Annotated in this window: 19 protein-coding genes; 10 read left to right on the top strand and 9 right to left on the bottom strand. The window is 71.9% G+C overall.

What is annotated here, in order from left to right; translation table 11 throughout:
• Positions 1-147: 147 nt before the first annotated feature.
• Positions 148-1161, top strand: coding sequence for a LacI family DNA-binding transcriptional regulator (locus BMW85_RS47255; protein WP_091094309.1), 1014 nt, complete (start codon positions 148-150; stop codon positions 1159-1161).
• Position 1162: 1 nt separating this feature from the next.
• On the opposite strand, the gene BMW85_RS47260 is transcribed toward BMW85_RS47255, so the two are convergent.
• Positions 1163-1684 carry a hypothetical protein gene (locus tag BMW85_RS47260; RefSeq protein ID WP_143082666.1) on the bottom strand — a complete coding sequence of 174 codons (522 nt, stop codon included), beginning with the start codon at positions 1682-1684 and terminating at the stop codon, positions 1163-1165.
• A gap of 203 nt (positions 1685-1887) precedes the next feature.
• Here BMW85_RS47260 and BMW85_RS47265 point away from each other — a divergent pair, with 203 nt between their 5' ends.
• Genes BMW85_RS47265 through BMW85_RS47290 form a run of 6 tightly spaced genes read left to right on the top strand, consistent with a single transcriptional unit; the run spans position 1888 to position 7226 of the window.
• Positions 1888-3399, top strand: a complete 1512-nt coding sequence (locus BMW85_RS47265) for an ATP-binding protein (RefSeq protein ID WP_143082667.1) — start codon at positions 1888-1890, stop codon at positions 3397-3399.
• Positions 3396-3836: a roadblock/LC7 domain-containing protein gene (locus BMW85_RS47270; protein ID WP_091094312.1), complete on the top strand. Its 441-nt coding sequence runs from the start codon at positions 3396-3398 to the stop codon at positions 3834-3836. The genes BMW85_RS47265 and BMW85_RS47270 overlap by 4 nt, the downstream gene beginning before the upstream one ends.
• Positions 3837-3874: 38 nt before the next feature.
• On the top strand, positions 3875-4204 hold the full coding sequence (locus tag BMW85_RS47275; protein ID WP_177241261.1) for a DUF742 domain-containing protein: 330 nt from the start codon (positions 3875-3877) through the stop codon (positions 4202-4204).
• A complete protein-coding gene (locus BMW85_RS47280) occupies positions 4185-4778 on the top strand; it encodes a GTP-binding protein (protein WP_091094313.1) in 594 nt (197 codons plus the stop codon). The genes BMW85_RS47275 and BMW85_RS47280 overlap by 20 nt, the downstream gene beginning before the upstream one ends.
• On the top strand, positions 4775-6055 hold the full coding sequence (locus BMW85_RS47285) for a cytochrome P450 family protein (protein ID WP_091094314.1): 1281 nt from the start codon (positions 4775-4777) through the stop codon (positions 6053-6055). Before BMW85_RS47280 ends, BMW85_RS47285 begins: the two co-directional genes overlap by 4 nt.
• Complete coding sequence (locus BMW85_RS47290; protein WP_091094326.1) at positions 6012-7226, top strand: cytochrome P450 family protein; 1215 nt, start codon at positions 6012-6014, stop codon at positions 7224-7226. Before BMW85_RS47285 ends, BMW85_RS47290 begins: the two co-directional genes overlap by 44 nt.
• A gap of 111 nt (positions 7227-7337) precedes the next feature.
• Here BMW85_RS47290 and BMW85_RS47295 read toward each other — a convergent pair whose 3' ends face one another.
• Both BMW85_RS47295 and BMW85_RS47300 read right to left on the bottom strand, forming a co-directional pair.
• On the bottom strand, positions 7338-8420 hold the full coding sequence (locus BMW85_RS47295; RefSeq protein ID WP_245775490.1) for a glycosyltransferase family 9 protein: 1083 nt from the start codon (positions 8418-8420) through the stop codon (positions 7338-7340).
• A 1-nt stretch (position 8421) separates the two neighbouring features.
• Positions 8422-9363 carry a glycosyltransferase family 9 protein gene (locus tag BMW85_RS47300; RefSeq protein ID WP_177241262.1) on the bottom strand — a complete coding sequence of 314 codons (942 nt, stop codon included), beginning with the start codon at positions 9361-9363 and terminating at the stop codon, positions 8422-8424.
• 98 nt (positions 9364-9461) lie between these two features.
• Between BMW85_RS47300 and BMW85_RS47305 the strand changes: the two genes are divergently transcribed.
• Positions 9462-10094 (top strand): cysteine hydrolase family protein, encoded by a 633-nt coding sequence (locus BMW85_RS47305; RefSeq protein WP_091094315.1) that lies wholly within the window; start codon positions 9462-9464, stop codon positions 10092-10094.
• Positions 10095-10114: 20 nt separating this feature from the next.
• On the opposite strand, the gene BMW85_RS47310 is transcribed toward BMW85_RS47305, so the two are convergent.
• The 5 genes from BMW85_RS47310 to BMW85_RS47330 form a co-directional block, all read right to left on the bottom strand.
• Entirely contained in the window at positions 10115-11152 is a 1038-nt protein-coding gene (locus BMW85_RS47310; RefSeq protein ID WP_091094316.1) for a PP2C family protein-serine/threonine phosphatase, read from the bottom strand.
• Between the two features lie 135 nt (positions 11153-11287).
• A complete protein-coding gene (locus BMW85_RS47315) occupies positions 11288-12265 on the bottom strand; it encodes a glycine betaine ABC transporter substrate-binding protein (RefSeq protein ID WP_091094317.1) in 978 nt (325 codons plus the stop codon).
• Positions 12266-12294: 29 nt separating this feature from the next.
• Positions 12295-13056 carry an ABC transporter permease gene (locus BMW85_RS47320; protein WP_218156262.1) on the bottom strand — a complete coding sequence of 254 codons (762 nt, stop codon included), beginning with the start codon at positions 13054-13056 and terminating at the stop codon, positions 12295-12297.
• A gap of 37 nt (positions 13057-13093) precedes the next feature.
• A complete protein-coding gene (locus tag BMW85_RS47325; RefSeq protein WP_245775491.1) occupies positions 13094-14089 on the bottom strand; it encodes an ABC transporter ATP-binding protein in 996 nt (331 codons plus the stop codon).
• Positions 14070-14729, bottom strand: coding sequence for an ABC transporter permease (locus tag BMW85_RS47330; RefSeq protein WP_091094319.1), 660 nt, complete (start codon positions 14727-14729; stop codon positions 14070-14072). Before BMW85_RS47330 ends, BMW85_RS47325 begins: the two co-directional genes overlap by 20 nt.
• 123 nt (positions 14730-14852) lie before the next feature.
• Here BMW85_RS47330 and BMW85_RS47335 point away from each other — a divergent pair, with 123 nt between their 5' ends.
• Both BMW85_RS47335 and BMW85_RS47340 read left to right on the top strand, forming a co-directional pair.
• Positions 14853-15662, top strand: coding sequence for an IclR family transcriptional regulator (locus BMW85_RS47335; RefSeq protein WP_091094320.1), 810 nt, complete (start codon positions 14853-14855; stop codon positions 15660-15662).
• A 155-nt stretch (positions 15663-15817) separates the two neighbouring features.
• Complete coding sequence (locus BMW85_RS47340; protein WP_091094321.1) at positions 15818-16426, top strand: YHS domain-containing protein; 609 nt, start codon at positions 15818-15820, stop codon at positions 16424-16426.
• Between the two features lie 563 nt (positions 16427-16989).
• Here the strand turns inward: BMW85_RS47340 and BMW85_RS47345 are convergent.
• The coding region (locus BMW85_RS47345; RefSeq protein WP_143082602.1) for a transposase family protein at positions 16990-17311 on the bottom strand (322 nt) is incomplete at its 5' end.

A 17311-nucleotide genomic window follows, 5' to 3' on the forward strand; every position in this document is an offset into this window, starting at 1 on the left:
ACATTGCCGAAGCGTTACGGTAGGCTCCAGCACGTAGTAATGTCAACAGGTCTCCGGAAAGCGCGGCATGCTCGCGGTAACCGCAGCTCATCGGGGATGTTCGGATTTCCGATACTTTCCGAAAACTTGTGGAGGTGCGAGATTTCGGTGCGCCGAGCCACGCTCGCGGACGTCGCGGCGGCAGCCGGAGTGTCGGTGCCCACGGTGTCCAAGGTTCTGAGCGGCAAGAAACACGTCTCCGCCGCCACCCGGGACAAGGTCCTGGAGGCGGTGCGCGCCTTCGGCTACGAGGCCCCGCGCCCGCCCGCCACGCCCCGGGCCGGCATCGTCGACCTGCTCATCGACGGGCTCGGCTCGCCGTGGGCGCACGTCGTCGTGGACGGCGCCGAACGGGCCGCCGCCCGCTGGGGCTTCTCGCTGGTGGTGACCTCCTCCGCGCGGTCCGACTTCGACCTGCGGCGCTGGATCGGCATCATGCGCAAGCGCGGCACCGACGGCATAGTCCTCGTGCTCTCCCGCGCGGGCGCCGAGGAGATCCGGGCCATCGAGGAGCTGCTGCACGTCCCGCTGGTCCTGCTCGACCCGGTCGGGCAGCGCGACCCGCGCCTCTCCGCCGTCGGCGCCACGAACTGGAACGGCGGCGTCCTCGCCACCACCCACCTGCTGGAGCTCGGCCACACCCGCATCGGCTTCATCGGCGGGCCGCTCGACGTCCAGTGCACGCTCGACCGCTACGAGGGCTACCTCGCCGCCCACCGCACCTTCGGCATCGAGCCCGACCCCGGGCTGACCCGCTACGGCGACTTCCTCGTCTCCGGCGGCAAGCGGCACGGGGCCGAGCTGCTCGACCGCGACGACCCGCCCACCGCCGTCTTCGCCGGCTCCGACCTGCAGGCCGCGGGCGTCTACCAGGCGGCGGCCGAGCGCGGCGTCCGGGTGCCCGCCGAGCTGTCGGTGGTGGGCTTCGACGACTCGCCGCTCTGCGCGACGATGTCGCCGCCGCTCACCACCGTGCGCCAGCCGCTCGACGAGATGGCGAACGAGGCCGTACGGCTCATCAGCGAGGAGCTGACCCACCCGCGCGGCACTGCGGGGACCCGCATCGAGCTCGCCACCACGCTCATCCCGCGCGCCAGCACCGCCCCGCCCGCCAAGGGCTGACCTAGTTGGCGCAGTCCTGGGTGTTCAGGGCCAGCGCGATCTCGTAGATGCGGTTCTTGGAGTTGACCAGGAACGCGTAGTACGCCTTCGAGTTGCCGGGGACCTTGATGTACGGGTAGCCGCTGGCGGCGGTCTTCAGCCCGGGGTAGGCCTTCTTGAGGCTGGTGAGGGTGGAGCCCAGGCCGATGCCCGCCGGGGTGCGGGCGCCTTTCGGCGCGAAGATCATCGCGACGCCGCGCTTCTTCGAGATGTAGAGCCCGACCGCGTCCTTGCCGGCCGGGTGCGCCTTCAGCTCCCATCCGCTGCAGGTCTCGGAGTCGAAGGGGCGCTTATATCTGATCTTGCCCGTGGCCTTGGCGGCCTTGGCGCTCATGCCGAGCCGGACGCCGCCGTACCCGTAGGGGCCGAACGTGCCGGGAGCCGTCGCGGCCTGTGCGGCCTGCGCGGAGGGGGCGGCGGCCAGCAGGAGTCCAGCGGCCAGCGTCGTCGCCAGCGCGGCGCGAGCCGTCGTGTGTCGTGTCATGAACGTTTCGACGGCCGAACCGGCCCTCAGGTTCACGCCGGATCCTGGATGACGGCGGCCCGCACTTCCGCCCGCCATTATGAATAATTCTCGTAATAACCTCGAATTTTCGCCGGTGGAATTCGCTGACGATTTCCCGTGGAGTCACGGTGCAGAACTGGTAAAAGTGAAGTCAAGGCAGTCCCGACCGACCAAGGATCGTCATGATTACACCGGATCTCCTGGTCGGCGCGTTGCTCGGCGGCGTGCTCGTGGCCGTCGTACTCGCGCTGACGGGCGCCCTCCTGTGGCAGGCCAGGGCCAGGCGAGCTGCTCTTCGTGCCCGTGACGCCGCCCGGCGCGAGACCCGCTCCGCGGAGCAGAAGGCCGAGACGGCGCGCAAGAACGCCGAGAGCGCCGCGCAACAGGCCGAGCTCAATAAAAAATGGTACGACGCCGCCGCGAGCGAATACGACCGCCTCGTCGAACGTTTGCGCGCGGTCGCCGATGTCGAGGCCGGACATCCCGCCGTGGAAATTCCGGGGCTCCTGCACGATTGTCTGGCCGAGACCGCCGTGGCCGCCCGCTGCCGGGAGGCCGAGAGCCTGTTCAGGGAGCGCGCCGCGGCCATCCGCGGCGACGTCGCGGCGGCGGCGCGCTCGGGCGTGCGCGGCGTCGCCGACACCGCGCAGGCGGCGCTCACGCGGCTGCAGATCAAGATCGACGAGGAGCTGGACGACCACGCCGGCACGCCCCGTTACCACCAGGGCCTCATCGAGATCGACCACCTGGCCACCCAGGCGCTGCACAGCCTCCAGCGGCTGCGCATCCTGGCCGGCTCCTGGCCGGGCGTCCAGCGGGAGGACTGCACGTTCAGGGAGATCGTCGAGAGCGCCAGGGGGCGCATCGGCCCCTACCTGCGGGTCGACTACACCTACCAGCCCGACGCCGGGGAGGTCGTGGTCGAGGGGCGGGTCGCCGAGCCCATCATCGTCGCGCTGGCCGAGCTGCTGGACAACGCCACCAGCTACTCCGACGACCGGGTCGACGTCTACGTCCAGGCCGTGCAGGCGGGCTACCGCGTCGTCGTGGAGGACCGCGGGCTCGGCATGAACGGCTTCCAGCGGGCCGAGGCCGAGCAGCTGCTGTCCAGCGACACGCCCATGGACGCCGCCGCGCTCAAGGACGAGCGGCGGCTCGGGTTCGCCGTCGTCGGCCGCCTCGCCCACGACTACGGTTTCCGCGTCGACGTCGGCGCGCCGTCCAGCAGCGGCGGGGTCAAGGCGGTGTGCCTCGTACCGACGCACATGATCATCAGCATCCCGCCCTCGGCGGACCCCGCCGCACTTGGCCCCGGGCACCCCGACTGGGCCACCGTGCCCGACGACCTGCTCCCTCCGGACCCGATGCCCGTCACCGCCGCTCCTCTGAAGGAGGAGGAGGAAGGAGCTGGGGGAGGGGAGGATGCCGAGGCGCCGTCGACCACGACGTCCGGGCTGCCGAAGCGGCGGGTGCGGGTGCCCGAGGAGAGGCCCGCCGCCGCCCCGCCGGAGCCGCGCCCGATGGGCGGCGCCGTGGCGGCCGACGACCTGGACGGCGGCATGGAGTCCATCTTCGAAGCACTCCGCGCCGCATACGCCGACCGCGACCCCGACCGCGATCCCGACCGCGACGCCGTCGGCGATCTGGACCGCGACCCCGTCCGCGACCCCCACCGAGGACAGCCCCAGCCATGACCAGCCACCCCACCGCCGACACCATCGACATGACCGGGCACCTCAACCGCCTGGTCACCGACAACGACGGCCTCATCAACGCGATGCTGTTCACCACCGACGGCCTGCTGCTGGCGCGCTCGCACGGCCTCAGCAGGGAGGAGGCCGAACGCACGGCCGCGATGATGGCGGGCCTGCAGTCGCTGCAGCGCCAGCTCGCCGGCTTCTGCGGCATGCCCGCCGAGCAGGAGCTCGCCGCCCCCTGGCGGCACATGATCAGCGACCTGTCGGACGTCACCGTGCTGCTGTTCGCCGCGGGCGAGCGCACCGGGCTGGCCGCCGCGGTCCGCGGCGGGTCCACGACCGGGCCGGTCGCCGTGGCCATCCAGGCCATCATGAAGACGATCAGGGGCCTGCAGCCGGTGCTCGGCGCCCGGGAGCGGGGCAAGCCGTCGTGACCGGGCCGCCGTCGTCCGGGCGGCCGAGGCGGGCCGGGATGGTGCGTTCGCACACCGTCACCGGCGGCGCCGCCGCCGCGTCCCGCTCCGCCCTGGACGAGGCCACCCTGCTCGTCGCCGACCCGCACCGGTCGCCGGCCGGTCTCGGCGCGCACGCCCAGCGGGCGATGACGCTGTGCCGGCCCGGCGTGCTGTCGGTGGCGGAGGTCGCGTACCACCTGCGGTTGCCCGGCGCGGTGGTCAAGATGATCGTCGCCGGGCTGGTCCACAGCGGCCACCTGAGCGCCCGGGCCCCCTACACGCCCGCCGCCGGGCGGCACGACCTCGACTTCCTGCAGCAGGTGCTCGATGCCCTACACAAACTCTGACCGCTACGTCCCCGCGGCCGCCCGCCCCGTCAAGATCGTGGTGCTGGGGCCGTTCGCGGTGGGCAAGACCACGTTCATCGGCACCGTGTCGGAGATCCGGCCGATGCACACCGAGGAGCGGCTGACCCAGGCCGGGCAGCTCGTGGACGACCTCGACGACCTGCGGGGCAAGAGCACCACGACGGTCGCCATGGACTTCGGCCGCCTCACGCTCACCCCCGACATCGTGCTCTACCTGTTCGGCGCGCCCGGCCAGACGCGGTTCAGCGGCATGGCGCGCTGCCTCATGGAGGGCGCGCTGGGCGGGCTCGTCCTGGCGGACACCCGGCGCCTCGACCAGAGCTTTCCGGCGATCGACCTGCTGGAGCAGGCCGGGCTGCCGTACACCGTCGCGATCAACCACTTCGCCGGCGCGCCCCTGCACCGGGAGGCCGAGCTGCGCGAGGCCCTGGCCCTGCCCGGCGACCGCGCGCTGGTCAGCCTCGACGCGCGCGAGCTGGGGTCGGCCAAGCAGGGGCTGATCGCCCTCGTCACCGCCATCATCACGCAGTCCCGTCTGGAGCCCGCCCGATGACCATCCCCGCAGCCGCCGGCGTCCGCCTGTACGGCGAGGAGTTCGCCGCCCGCCCCGAGGACGCCTACGACAAGCTGCGTGCCGAGGGCCCGGTGGCCTGGGCGGAGATCGCCCCGCACGTGCGCGCGCTCGTCGTCGTCAGCCGCCGCGCCGCCCGCGACCTGCTGAACGAGGCCGAAACCTACAGCAAGGACAGCCGCATATGGGGCGACCTGGCGCGCGGGCTGGTGCCGCGCGACAGCCCGGTGCTGGCCCTGATGGCCTTCCGGCCCAGCCTGCTGTACGCGGACGGGGAGCGGCACGCCCGGCTCCGGCACGCCATGAACGACTGCCTGGCCCGGATCAACCTGCACCGCCTGCACGACCGCACCCGCGGCCACGCCGGCCGCCTGATCACGGAGTTCGCCAGCGACGGCCACGCCGACCTGATGAGCCAGTTCGCCGACCTGCTGCCGCTGCTGGTCTTCGCCGACCTGCTGGGCTGTCCCGCGTCCATGGTCGAGCGGATGGTCACCGCCTGCCAGGGCATGATCGGCGCCGACCCGCAGGCCGAGCAGGCGGCGGCCGACCTCGCCGCCGTCCTCGCCGAGATCATCCAGCTCAAGAGCGGCCGGCCGGACGACGACTGCACCACCTGGATGCTGGCCCACCCGGCGCGGCTCGGCCACGAGGAGATCCTGCACCAGCTCGTCGTCCTCATCGGCGCGGGCACCATCCCGACCGCCGCGTGGATCGCCTCCACGCTGCGGCTGCTGCTCACCGACGACTCCTACGCCGGCGACCTGTCGGGCGGCGCGGTCACCGTCCGGCGGGCCATGGAGCAGGTGTTGTGGACCCGTTCGCCCATGGCCAACTTCTCCGTCCACTACGCCCGCCACGACACCTCGCTGCACGGCGTACCGATCCCGGCCGGCGTGCCGATCCTCATCAGCCACGCCGCCACCGGCACCGACCCGGCCGCGCCGCGGCCCGGCTACGGCAACCGCTCCCACCTGGCCTGGTCGGCGGGGCCGCACCGGTGCCCGGCCGAGAGCCACGCCGCGATCATCGCCCAGACCGGCGTCGAGGCGCTCCTCGGCAGCCTGTGGGACCTCGACCTCATCGACCCGTACACGCCCAACCGGCACGGCCCGTTCCACCAGTGCCCCGCCGGCCTCGGAATCCGCTTCCGCCCCCTTACGGCAGACACCCCCACCCCCTCGTCCCTGCCGAACGCTGGAGGTCTCCGTGACCATGGCACCGATCCCCCTCGACACCACCGGCCTCCGCCTGTATGAACAGGCCGACCACCTGCGCGCCGCCGGCCCGGCCGTGCGGGTCCTGCTCCCCGGAGACCTCGTCGCCTGGTCGGTGACCAGGGGCGACGTGGTCAAACGGCTCCTCACCCATCCCGACGTCTCGAAGGACGCCCGCAGGTCGTGGCCGGGCTACCGGCCCTTCGCGATCGCCTGGCTGACCGCCTGGGTCGACGTGGTCAGCATGTTCACCGCCGACGGCGACGACCACCAGCGGCTGAAGGACCTCGTCGGCCGGGCCTTCACCGCCCGCCGCATCGACGCGATGCGGCCCGCGATCGAGGCGATCGTGACCTCGCTGCTCGACGAGCTCGCCGGCTTACCTGCCGACCGGCCGCTCGACCTGCGTTCCCGTTTCTCCTACCGCGTCCCCACCCGGGTCATCTGTGACCTGTTCGGCGTGCCGGACGACCAGCGGCCCGCCATGCTCGCGACCATCGACGCCGTGCTCGACACCAGCCTCGGCCCCGACGAGGCGGCCGGGGTGCAGCGGGACATGTACGCCGCCGTCCACCGGCTGGTCGCCACCAAGTCCGCCCGGCCCGGCGACGACATGACGAGCCTCCTGCTGACCGCCCAGCGGCGTGACGAGGACCGGCTCAGCATGGACGAGCTGGTCAGCACGCTGATCCTGATGATCGGGGCGGGCAGCGAGACGACCGTCTCCCTCATCGACCACGCGGTCGTCGCCATGCTCACCCATCCGGACCAGCTCGCGGCGGCGCATGAGGCTCCCGGACGCTGGGCCGACGTGATCGAGGAGAGCCTGCGCCTGCATCCGCCGGTCATGCACCTGCCGCTCCGCTACGCCACCGCCGACCTCGACCTGGGGGAGGGGGTGACCATCGGCAAGGGGGAGCTGATCATCATCGGGTTCGGCGCCCACGGTCGTGACCCGGCCGTCAACCCCGATCCCGGCCGCTACGACATCGACCGGCACGACCGGCAGCACCTGGCCTTCGGGCACGGCATGCACTTCTGCCTCGGGGCGCCGCTGGCCAGGTTGGAGGCGGGCGTCGCGCTGCCCGCGCTGTTCGGCCGGTTCCCGCGTCTGGCGCCGGCGCGGCCGGTGGGTTGGCTGACGCGGCAGCCGTCGTTCATCGGCAACGACGTCCGCGACCTGCCGGTGCTCCTCGGGCCCGCCGCCGCGTAGGCGGGGGCCGCCGGCCCGCCGGGACCGGGGCGGGCCGGCGGCCTGGGCGGATCGCGCCGGGTCGGCGGCCTGCCGTGGCCGGTACGGGTCGGTGGGTCAGCTCTGGTGGAATCAGCTCTGGCGGAGGAGGTCCTCGGCCTGCTCGACCACCTCGTCCACGGTGATCGCGGCCACCCAGGAGGCGTCGTGCGGGCACCGTTCCGCCCGCAGGTCCACGCCGCTCGCGCCGCAGCGGGGGCAGGCGATGATCCAGGAGACCAGCGGCCGGTGCCGGGTACGGGTGAGCGGGCCCGCGTTGACGAGGTTGCCGCACCAGTACAGGCCGATCGTGGCGGCGCCGACGGCGGCGGCCAGGTGGCGCGGGCCGGTGTCGTTGCCGATGACCAGGTCGCAGCGCTCGTACAGGGCGGCCAGGCCGCCGATGCTCAGCACGCCCACGAGCGGCGTCGCGGGGCGGCGCATCGCGGCGGTGACCTCCGCCACCAGGTCCGCCTCCTCGGCCGTGCCGGTCACCACGACGGGACGGCCGAGCCGGTCGCCGACCGCGGCGAAGGAGCGGGCCGGCCAGCGCCGCCGCGCGTCGGTCGCGCCCGGATGCAGGGCGACCAGGCCGGGCGGCGGCTCGCCGAGCACGGCGCGCAACTCGGCCCGGTCGGCGCCGGTGACGACCACGCGCGGCTCGAACTCCCGCGCGCCGGCCCCGACCAGCGCCGCGGCCTCCAGGTAGCGCAGGGTCTCGTGCTGGTAGTAGAGGTACGGCAGCCAGCGGTCCAGCGGCTCGGCGTCCGGCGTACGGAAGCCGGCGGTGACGCGGGCGCCGAGCCGCAGGAGGAACGGGTTGGAGTGCCGCCCGCCCCCGTGCAACTGCACGGCCAGGTCGAAACGCCGTCCGCGCAGCCGCTCGACCAGCTCCTCGGGGGCCGGGCGGGCCTCCGGCCGGGTGGTGAGCCCGGCGATCGGCGGCATGGCGACCACCTCGTCCACCGGTCCTGGCCGCCCGGCGAGGAAGGCCGCGTGCCAGGCGTTGCCCAGCAGGACCAGCCGGGCGTCCGGGTAGGCGTCCTTGATCGCCCCGATGGCGGGCAGCGCCACGACGAGGTCGCCGAGCGCGTTGGCGCGCAGCACCGCGATCGTCCGCACCCCGTCGAGCAGCGCCGTCATGACGACCGTCGTGCCCGCCTCCCACCTGGGCAAACTACGCGCCGAGCACCCTGGCGGCGGCGTCGAGCACCTCCTTCACCGTGATGCGCAGCAGCGCCGGGTCCGGCGCGTCCGTCTGCACCTCCCGTTCGCCGCCGCCGTGCCACAGGGCGGCGTGGACCGGCTTGCGCGGCGGTCCCCAGATCCGCGGCGAGGCCGGGCCGAACAGCACGACCGACGGCCGTTCGTACGCGCTGGCGAGATGCGCCATCCCCGTGTCCCCGCACACCACCAGCGCCGCCCCGCGCACCAGCGCCGCCAGCGTGTCGAGGTCGGTCCGCCCGGCCAGGTTCGCGTGCCCCGGCAGCCCGGCCAGGGCGGTCACCCGCGCCGCGCGCTCCCGTTCGGCGGCCGTGCCGGTGACGGCGACGTCGTGGCCGGCCACGGCGAGCGCCGCCGCGACGGCGGCGAACCGCTCAGGCGGCCACCGCTTGCTGCCGTAGGCCGCGCCGGGGTGCACGACCGCCGCCCCCGGCCGGGGGCTCGGCGCGGACGGCGGCGCGAGCAGCAGATCGCTCTCGTCCGGGTCGCCGCCGTCGGAGCGGACGAGCCGGCACCACTTGGCCACCTCGTGCTCCACGTCCCGCACCGCGGGCCCGTCCGGGTGCCCGGCCTCGGGACAGGCGAAGGCCACCAGGCGTCCGGGACGGGTGCCGCACACCGCCCGTACGCTGTCCGGCAGCACACCGTGCAGGTCCACGGCCACGTCGGGGGCCACGACGGGCGGCGGTCGGAGGCTGCGGTGCGGGACGACCTCGTCCACGGCCCCGGTCAGCCGCGCCAGCGGCCGGAGCGCCGGGTTGACGGCCAGCAGCAGCCGGTGGTCCGGGTAGCGGCGGCGCAGCCCGCGCAGCGCCGGCACGGTGACCAGCAGGTCACCGAGGTTGAGCGCGCGCAACGCCAGCAGCGTGGGCGCGGCCTCGTGGGCGTCGGTCACACCTCCCGCTGCCCTTGACCGGGCAAAGACAATCCTGCCCGCCGTCCGGAAGTGGTCAACGCCCCGGGCCCGCTCGGGGCCCGGGGTACACCACGGGCGTGAGCAGCACCACCTACAAGATCGGCCGGACCGCCGTCCTCCTCGTCGACCCGTACAACGACTTCCTGTCCGAGGGCGGGAAGATCTGGCCACGGGTACGGGAGATCGCCGAGCGGGTGAACCTCCTCGGCCACCTGCGGGCGATCACCGCCGCCGCGCGCGAGACGGGGATGCTGATCTTCATCGTCCCGCACCGGCAGTGGCGGCCCGGCGACTACGACGACTGGGACCATCCCAACCCGACCCAACGCGGCATCCAGGAGCGCCACTCCTTCGAGAAGGGCGCCTGGGGCGGCGAGTGGCGGGCCGACCTCGTCTCGCCGGGCAGCGACATCGTGGCCAAGCAGCACTGGGCGCAGAGCGGGTTCCCCAACACCGACCTCGACCTGCTGCTGCGCCAGCACGCCATCACCCACGTGATCCTCATCGGCCTGCTGGCCAACACCTGCGTCGAGTCGACCGGCCGGTACGCGATGGAGCTCGGTTACCACGTCACCCTGGTCAGGGACGCGACCGCGGCCTTCAGCGCGGAGATGATGCACGCCGCGCACGAGCTCAACGGGCCGACGTTCGCGCACTCCATCACCACGACGGAGGACCTGCTCGCGGCGATCAGGCGGTCCGCCCGTTGAAGGAGAACGGCCGCCGTGCGTCAGGTCTGCCTGTGAAGCAGCAGCATGGCGGCGTCGTCGGGCAGCGGGCCGCCGGTGTGGCGGACCAGATCGGCGCGCAGGGCGTCCAGCGCGTCCTGCGGATCATCCGAACGCAGGAGATGGACGCGTTCGGACAGGGGGTAGAAGGCGCCGCCGTCGTCCCTGGCCTCGATGACGCCGTCGGTGAACAGCAGGATGCGGTCCCCGCCGCGGAAAGACACCTGATGTGCCTTCGGGCGGCCGCTCGCGAGAGGGCCGAGACCCAGGGGCAGACCCGCGTCGGCGGGCTCCACGGCGGCGGCCCTTCCGTCCGCGCCGAGGTGGAGCGGCGGGGGATGACCGTGGTTGAGGAGGAGGATCTCGCCGTCGTGCACCTCGGCGAGGATCGCGGTGACGAACTTCTCGCCGCCCAGGTGCCGGGCCAGGCTCGCCTCCAGCCGCGCGCTCACCTCCTCCAGCTCGGGCTCGTCGTAGGCGGCCTCGCGGAAGGCGCCGAGCACCCAGGCCGCCGTCTCCACCGCCTCCAGGCCCTTGCCCTGCACGTCGCCGATGAGCAGCCGTACGCCGTGCGGGGTGGTGACCACCTCGTACAGGTCGCCGCCGATGCGGGCTTCGGCCGCCGCCGAGGTGTAGGAGAGCGCCACCTGCAGGTCGGCGGCCCTGCGCGGCACCGGCCGCAGCAGCACCCGCTGGGCGGCCTCGGCGACCAGGCGAACGTCGGCCAGCTCGCGCTCGCGCCTGAGCCGCAGGTGCCCGGCCAGCATGCCGACCCCGGTGACGCCGACGATGGTGACGATGGTGAGGTTGTTCTGCCAGCGCAGCAGCAGGCCGTTGTAGGCGGCCAGCGGGATGCACAGGGCCAGCGCGACCAGGCCGACCATGGCGGTGCGCTGCACGCCGCCGGACACCGAGGCGAAACTCGGGCCCAGCGTGAGCAGCGGGAGGAAGCCGAGGGAGGGGCCGGCCAGGACGTCGGTCACCGCGACGGCCGCCATGACACCGAACGGCAGCCAGCGCAACGCCCCTTGCGCGCTCATCCAGCGCCCCCGAACGCCATGCACCCCTCCCATGTAGGTCGCCGTGCAATATCTTTGCATAGTGCAACCTAGTTTGGGCCTGGCGTCATTCTCCCTTTCGGGGGCTCCTGGCCCGCACCCTCGGCGGTGGAAGCCTCAGGCGTCGCCGGCCGAGCCGAGGAGGCCCTGCTCGTTCAGCCAGTCGGCGGAGACCTTGGCCGGCTCCTCACCCTCGACGTCCACGCGGGCGTTGAGCCGCTGCATGGTGGCGTCGTCCAGCTTCGCGATCACCGGCTGCAGCACCTTCTCCAGCGCGGGGTTCTTGTCGTAGGTGTCCTGGCGGACCGTGACGGCCGCGTTGTAGATCGGGAAGAACTTCTTGTCGTCCTCCAGGACGGTCAGGCCGAGCGCCGCGATGCGGCCGTCGGTGGTGAACACCTCGCCGAAATCGCAGACCTGGCCCTTGTCGGTCTCGGTGTAGACGACGCCGGTGTCGAGCAGGCTGACCTGGTTCTTCGGGATCTTCATGCCGTACGCCTTGGACAGCCCGGGCAGGCCGTCGTCGCGGGTGGAGAACTCGGTCTCGATGCAGAGCGTGACCGCCTCGGGCTTGGTCTCGGCCAGCTTCGCCACGTCGGACAGCGTCTTGACGCCCAGCTCCTCGGCCTTCTCCGAGCGGATGGCCAGGGCGTAGGTGTTGTTCAACGGGGTGGGGCCGATCCAGCGGATCTTGTTCTTGGACAGGTCCTCGTCGGCGGTGGCCTTGAACTGCCCGGCGGAGTCCTGGATCGGCTCGGTCTTCTTCAGGTGCTCGATCCAGCCGGTGCCGGAGTACTCCCAGTAGAGGTCGATCTCGCCGGCCTCCAGAGCCTTGCGGTTCGGCGCCGTACCGCCGAGGTTGGTCTTGTCGACGACGTCGGCGCCGTGCGCCTTGAGCAGCTGGACGGCGATCTTGCCGAGCACGATGTTCTCGGTGAAGTCCTTGGAGCCGACGACGAGCTTGGAGCCCGCCAGTTCGTCGCCCGCGCTGCCGGACTCGACAGCGTCGGCGGTGCCACAGGCGCTCGCGCCGGCGATGGTCAGCGTCGCGGCGGCGAGCAGGGCGAAGGTCGTCCTGAGGGGGCGGGGGAGCATGAAAAAAGCCTCTCGATTGTCCAGTACGGTCAGATGCCGCGTGGTTTGAGCAGGTTCTCGGCCAGGCTGCCGAGCCAGTCGATGAAGAAGGCGACGCAGGCGGTCAGCACGCCGCCGACGATGGTGACGGGCATGCGGTTGAGCTTGAGCCCGTTGATGATCAGCTCGCCGAAGCCGCCCGCGGCGACGAAGGCGCCGAGCGTGGCGACGCCGACGGTCAGCACGAGCGCGGTGCGCAGCCCGGCCAGGATCGCCGGGACGGCGAGCTTGAGCTCGACGCGGCGCAGGATCTGTCCCCGCGTCATGCCCATGCCGCGCGCGGCCTCGATGAGCGCAGGATCGACCTGCTGCACGCCGACCATGGTGTTGCGCAGCACGGGCAGCACCGCGTAGGCGACCAGGCCGACGAGCGCGGTCTGGAAACCCACCCCCATCAGGAACGTGCACAGCACCAGCAGGCCGATGCAGGGGACGGCCTGGCCGAGGTTGCCCAGGGTCAGGATGACCGGGGCGATGAGCCGGTTGCGGGCGCGGGAGGCGACCACGCCGAGCGGGATCGCGATGAGCACGACGAGCGCGGTGGCGGCCAGCGTCATCTGCAGATGTTCGACGGTCTTGGCCAGGATGACCGCGCGGTTGAGGCTGCGCTGTTCGATGGAGTCGAGCTCCAGCGTGCCCACCCACATGTACAGGGCGATCAGGGCGGCGGCGACGGCGGCGGGCGTGATCAGGTGGCGGGCGCCGAGCGGGACGCGCCGTACGGGTGCGAGGGGCAGGGTCTCAGCCGGCACAGTTTTTTCGGTCGGCACAGTTTCAGTCGGCGCAGTGTCAGCGGTCACCGGCGACCAGCTCCTCCCGTGACCGGTTCCCGACGGCCGCGCACAAGGTCGCGTAGCTCAGCACCCCGGCCGTCGAGCTGCACTTGTCGGTGCCATGGGCGAGCATGAGGTCCAGCGCCTCGCGCAGGCTGGCGTCCGCCGCGATCTGGGGCAGCCGGGGGTCGGGCAGCGGCTCGGTGGCCGGGACGTCGGTGACCCGCAGCAGCGCCAGCCGCTTGAGCGTGGCGTCCTGGCCGATGAAGCCCGCCACGTAGTCGTCGGCGGGGCGGTCGAGGATGGCGGCGGGGGTGTCGTACTGCGCGATGTGGGAGCCCTCGCGCAGGACGGCGATGCGGTCGCCCAGCTTGATGGCCTCCTCGAAGTCGTGGGTGACGAAGATGATCGTCTTGCGGAGCTGCTTCTGCAGCCGGACGAACTCGTTCTGCAGGTGCTCGCGGGTGATCGGGTCGGTGGCGCCGAACGGCTCGTCCATGAGCATCACGGGCGGGTCGGCGGCCAGCGCCCTGGCGACCCCCACGCGCTGCTGCTGGCCGCCGGACAGCTGGCGCGGGTAGCGGTCGTGGAAGTCCGACGGCTCCAGATGCACCAGGGCGAGCAATTCCTCCACGCGGGCGGCGATCCGGGGCTGCGGCCAGCCGAGCAGCTTGGGGACCAGGCCGATGTTCTGGGCCACGGTCAGGTGCGGGAAGAGGCCGACCTGCTGGATGGCGTAGCCGATGTGGCGGCGCAGCTCGTCGGGGTTCAGGCTGAGCACGTCGCGCCCGCCGATGCGGATCTCGCCCGAGGTGGGCTCGACCAGCCGGTTGATCATCTTCATCGTGGTGGTCTTGCCGCAGCCCGACGGGCCGACGAAGACGACCAGCTCGCCGGCCGGGATGTCCATGGTGACGTTGTCGACCGCCGGGGCCGGCCGGCCCGGATAGTGCTTGGTCAGCGCGCGCAGCTCGATGCGCACGCCCTCGGCGTCACGGTCGGACTCGAACACGAAGCCCCCTCGGGGTGGTCAGGTGGCGGACGGCGGCGAAGAACAGGTCGAACAGCACCGCGATGACCACGATGCCGAGCGTCCCCGCGAGGGTGGCGTTGAGCGAGTTCACCGAGCCCAGCCGGGAGAGTCCCTCGAAGATCTGGTTGCCGAGGCCGGGCCCGTCGACGAAGGCGGCGATGGCGGCGATGCCGATCGCCATCTGCGTCGAGATCCGGATCCCGGTCAGGATCAGCGGCCAGGCGAGCGGGAGCTGGACGCGCAGCAGCAGCCGCGGGCGGCTCAGGCCCATGCCGCGGCCGGCCTCGACGGTGGCGGCGTCCAGGCCGCGCAGGCCCGTCACGGTGTTGCGGATGATCGGCAGGAACGCGTACGCGGTGAGCGCGATCAGCGTGGATCCCCAGCCCAGCCCGGTCAGGGGGATGAGGAGGGTGAGCAGGGCCAGCGAGGGGACGGTCAGGATCGCCGCCGAGGCCGCGATCGACCCTTCACGCACTCGCGGCGAGCCGTGGCCGAGGACGCCGATGCCGATGCCGATCACGCTCGCCAGGGCGATGGCGATCGCCACGACCAGGGCGTGCTCGGCGGCGGCCAGCGAGAGGGTGCCCCATCGGGAGACCACGTACTCGCCGAAACTCATACAAGGACCACCTTCGCTTACGCTGTCAGAGGCTCGCAAACGTATGCCAAGAGTTGCGGTCAGTGCAAAACCAGGTGCAGCTAGCGCAACAAAGCGCAATGCTTCTGTTACGAACGGACGTGGATGAGCGACAAGTCTCCGGCGCCCTCGGCCGGGCTGCGGCGGGACATGGATATCCTCGAAATCCTCGCAGGTCACGGCGATGATCGGGATGCGGACGGGTTCGGCGTCAGCTGGATCGCCGAACGGCTGGGACGGGAGAAGAGCCAGATCTCCAGGGCGCTGCGGTCACTGGAGCTGGAGGGCATGGTGGAGCGGGACCCCGTCACCCGGCGCTACCGGTTGGGCTGGCGGCTGTTCGCGCTGGCCGCACGTACCCAGCAGGCCCGGCTCGTCCGGGTCGCCGCGCCCTACCTGCGGCGCCTGACCGCCGCCTTCGACGAGGACGCCTACCTGTGCGTGCTGCGCGGCAACCAGGTCCTGACGCTGCTGTCGGTGCCGTCGTCGCGGGCCTACCACCGGGTGTGGGAGGGCGTCTCGGTGCCGGTGATCATGGCCGCCGCCGGCCGGTCGCTGCTCGCCGAATGGGACGAGGAACGCGTACGCGCGCTGCTGCGCACCGTGCTGCCGTCCGGGCTGGACAGCGCGGTCGCCAGCGAGGACGACTGGCTGGCCGACCTCGCCCACGTGCGCTCGGCCGGGTACGCCGTCTCGGACGTGGAGCTGGACGACAGCGCCGCCGGGGTGTCGGCGCCCGTACGCGACCATCGGGGGCTGATCACGGCGGCGATCAGCGTGTCCGTGACCCGGGCGGCGGCGCCGGAGCGGCTGCACGAGATGGGCGCCGTGGTGGCGGAGGCGGCCCGCGAGCTGTCCGCCGCACTGGGTTACCCCGCGACGCCCGCCGCGGGAGCGTGGAGTTCCCCCGCGTAGCGCTCCCCGCTCAGGCGAGTCGATGAGGGGTGCGGGTCATCTTCGCCCTACTCCCGCCGTGGTAGCCGGAAGACGCTTCCCCGGGCCGACGACGCCCATGGGCCCGGCCGGAACGATGAGGACCTGAGGCAACCTCGCGGAAGGAGCTCAGGACAATGTTGTTCATCGAGGTCGTTGTGCCCAAGGGCCGGTTCGACGTGCCGCAACGCCAGGCTCTCGCCGGGCGGTTGACCGGACGCAGGCTGTTGTCGGCCGCCGGGCACGACGACTCGGCCGCGGCCGACCCCGGCGTGATCGATCTTCTCGACTCGCTCACCGACGTGGTCGTGCGCGAGGAGGAGATCTGGATCGCGGGCGGGCGACCGGCGGAAGCGGCGCGGGACACCCGGTACGTGGTGAACGTGACCGCCGGCATGTGGGGGAAAGAGCTGAGCGAGCACCTCGTCTCGCGCATCACGGCCGAGCTTGCGGAGGCCGAGCCAGGTCGCGAGCCGTGCGTCATGGTCAACGTGATCATCGTTCCCGAGGGCGGCTACGGCCTGCGCGGCCGGGTGCACCGCTCGCCGGACATGCTGCGGCTCATCGAACAGGCCAAGACCGGGCCGCAGGAGCCCGCGCCGGACGGGACGGTCGTCGACCCGGTGTGCGGCGCGACCGTACCGGTCGGGGACGCGGTCATGCTGGAGCGCGACGGCCGGACCTACGGTTTCTGCTGTCCGCACTGCCGGGGCCATTTCGCCCGGAGCCTTGAGGCTGCACCTTGACTCCTGCCATGTGGGCGGGAGTTGGCCAGTGCTTGCAGACGCTGAAGGTTGAGCCCTGCGTTAAGACCTCGCCAAGCAGGGATTGGCTGCCGACCCAATCCGGTCGTCGGTCACCTGTGCCAAAATCATTACAGTACTCCGGCAAGCAATGGGTGCACGGAATGAGCACCAGGTTCATCGCCTCCCCGGACGAGACCGCCATCTGGACGTCGGGGTCGCTGTGGGGCAGGACACACGATTAGACCGCGGCCTGGATCTGGGGCACTTTGCGCGATGCGGAGCAATCCGGGATTCTCGCCCTGGCCGACAAGCGCCCTCAGGAAGTCGAAGGCCCCATTGTCATCCCTTACAAGGGCAAGAAAAGCTCGAGTCGCAGAAGCAGGCCAACCGTTCACGTGCCCGGCTGTGTGGCCTCGGCGAGTGCGTGAATGCCCAACTCCAGAGCCGGAGGATTCTCCGCAAGCTGCGTTGTTGCCCGCTCCGAGCAGGGCAACTGTGCAAGGCATCGCAGTCCTGCAGAATTATGAGGTCGCCTAAGGATGAGAGGCGTCAGTGACGTGATCTCAGCCAATTGCCGGTAGGTAGTCGTGCTCAAAATGAGTGAGGACAAGCGCCGCGCGGGCGATGTCGCCGATGGCGCTGGGACTGAGCGTGATGTGCTGGAGGATCCGCCAGCGGCCTTTGAGCAGGGCGAACCCGCGTTCGCCGAGACAACGCAGGGCGCGTAGCAGCCGATTGTAGGTGCGGTTGTCCGGGCTGAGAATTTGGTTGCCGTCGGGCTGCTTGATCGGCTTGTGAATACCGATCCCGGCGCCGTCGTAGCCGCTGTCGGCGAGGGTCGGCAGGCCCGCGGCGGCTGCGGCGTACAACGCGCCCAGCACGTGC

The sequence above is a fragment of the Nonomuraea wenchangensis genome (assembly GCF_900111685.1).
Lineage (GTDB): Bacteria > Actinomycetota > Actinomycetes > Streptosporangiales > Streptosporangiaceae > Nonomuraea > Nonomuraea wenchangensis.

Coding starts and splice junctions, on each gene's coding strand:
- BMW85_RS47260 (WP_143082666.1), bottom strand. CDS start 1,684: ATGACACGACACACGACGGCTCGCGCCGCGCTGGCGACGACGCTGGCC.
- BMW85_RS47265 (WP_143082667.1), top strand. CDS start 1,888: ATGATTACACCGGATCTCCTGGTCGGCGCGTTGCTCGGCGGCGTGCTC.
- BMW85_RS47270 (WP_091094312.1), top strand. CDS start 3,396: ATGACCAGCCACCCCACCGCCGACACCATCGACATGACCGGGCACCTC.
- BMW85_RS47275 (WP_177241261.1), top strand. CDS start 3,875: ATGGTGCGTTCGCACACCGTCACCGGCGGCGCCGCCGCCGCGTCCCGC.
- BMW85_RS47280 (WP_091094313.1), top strand. CDS start 4,185: ATGCCCTACACAAACTCTGACCGCTACGTCCCCGCGGCCGCCCGCCCC.
- BMW85_RS47285 (WP_091094314.1), top strand. CDS start 4,775: ATGACCATCCCCGCAGCCGCCGGCGTCCGCCTGTACGGCGAGGAGTTC.
- BMW85_RS47290 (WP_091094326.1), top strand. CDS start 6,012: ATGGCACCGATCCCCCTCGACACCACCGGCCTCCGCCTGTATGAACAG.
- BMW85_RS47310 (WP_091094316.1), bottom strand. CDS start 11,152: ATGAGCGCGCAAGGGGCGTTGCGCTGGCTGCCGTTCGGTGTCATGGCG.
- BMW85_RS47315 (WP_091094317.1), bottom strand. CDS start 12,265: ATGCTCCCCCGCCCCCTCAGGACGACCTTCGCCCTGCTCGCCGCCGCG.
- BMW85_RS47330 (WP_091094319.1), bottom strand. CDS start 14,729: ATGAGTTTCGGCGAGTACGTGGTCTCCCGATGGGGCACCCTCTCGCTG.
- BMW85_RS47335 (WP_091094320.1), top strand. CDS start 14,853: ATGAGCGACAAGTCTCCGGCGCCCTCGGCCGGGCTGCGGCGGGACATG.
- BMW85_RS47340 (WP_091094321.1), top strand. CDS start 15,818: ATGTTGTTCATCGAGGTCGTTGTGCCCAAGGGCCGGTTCGACGTGCCG.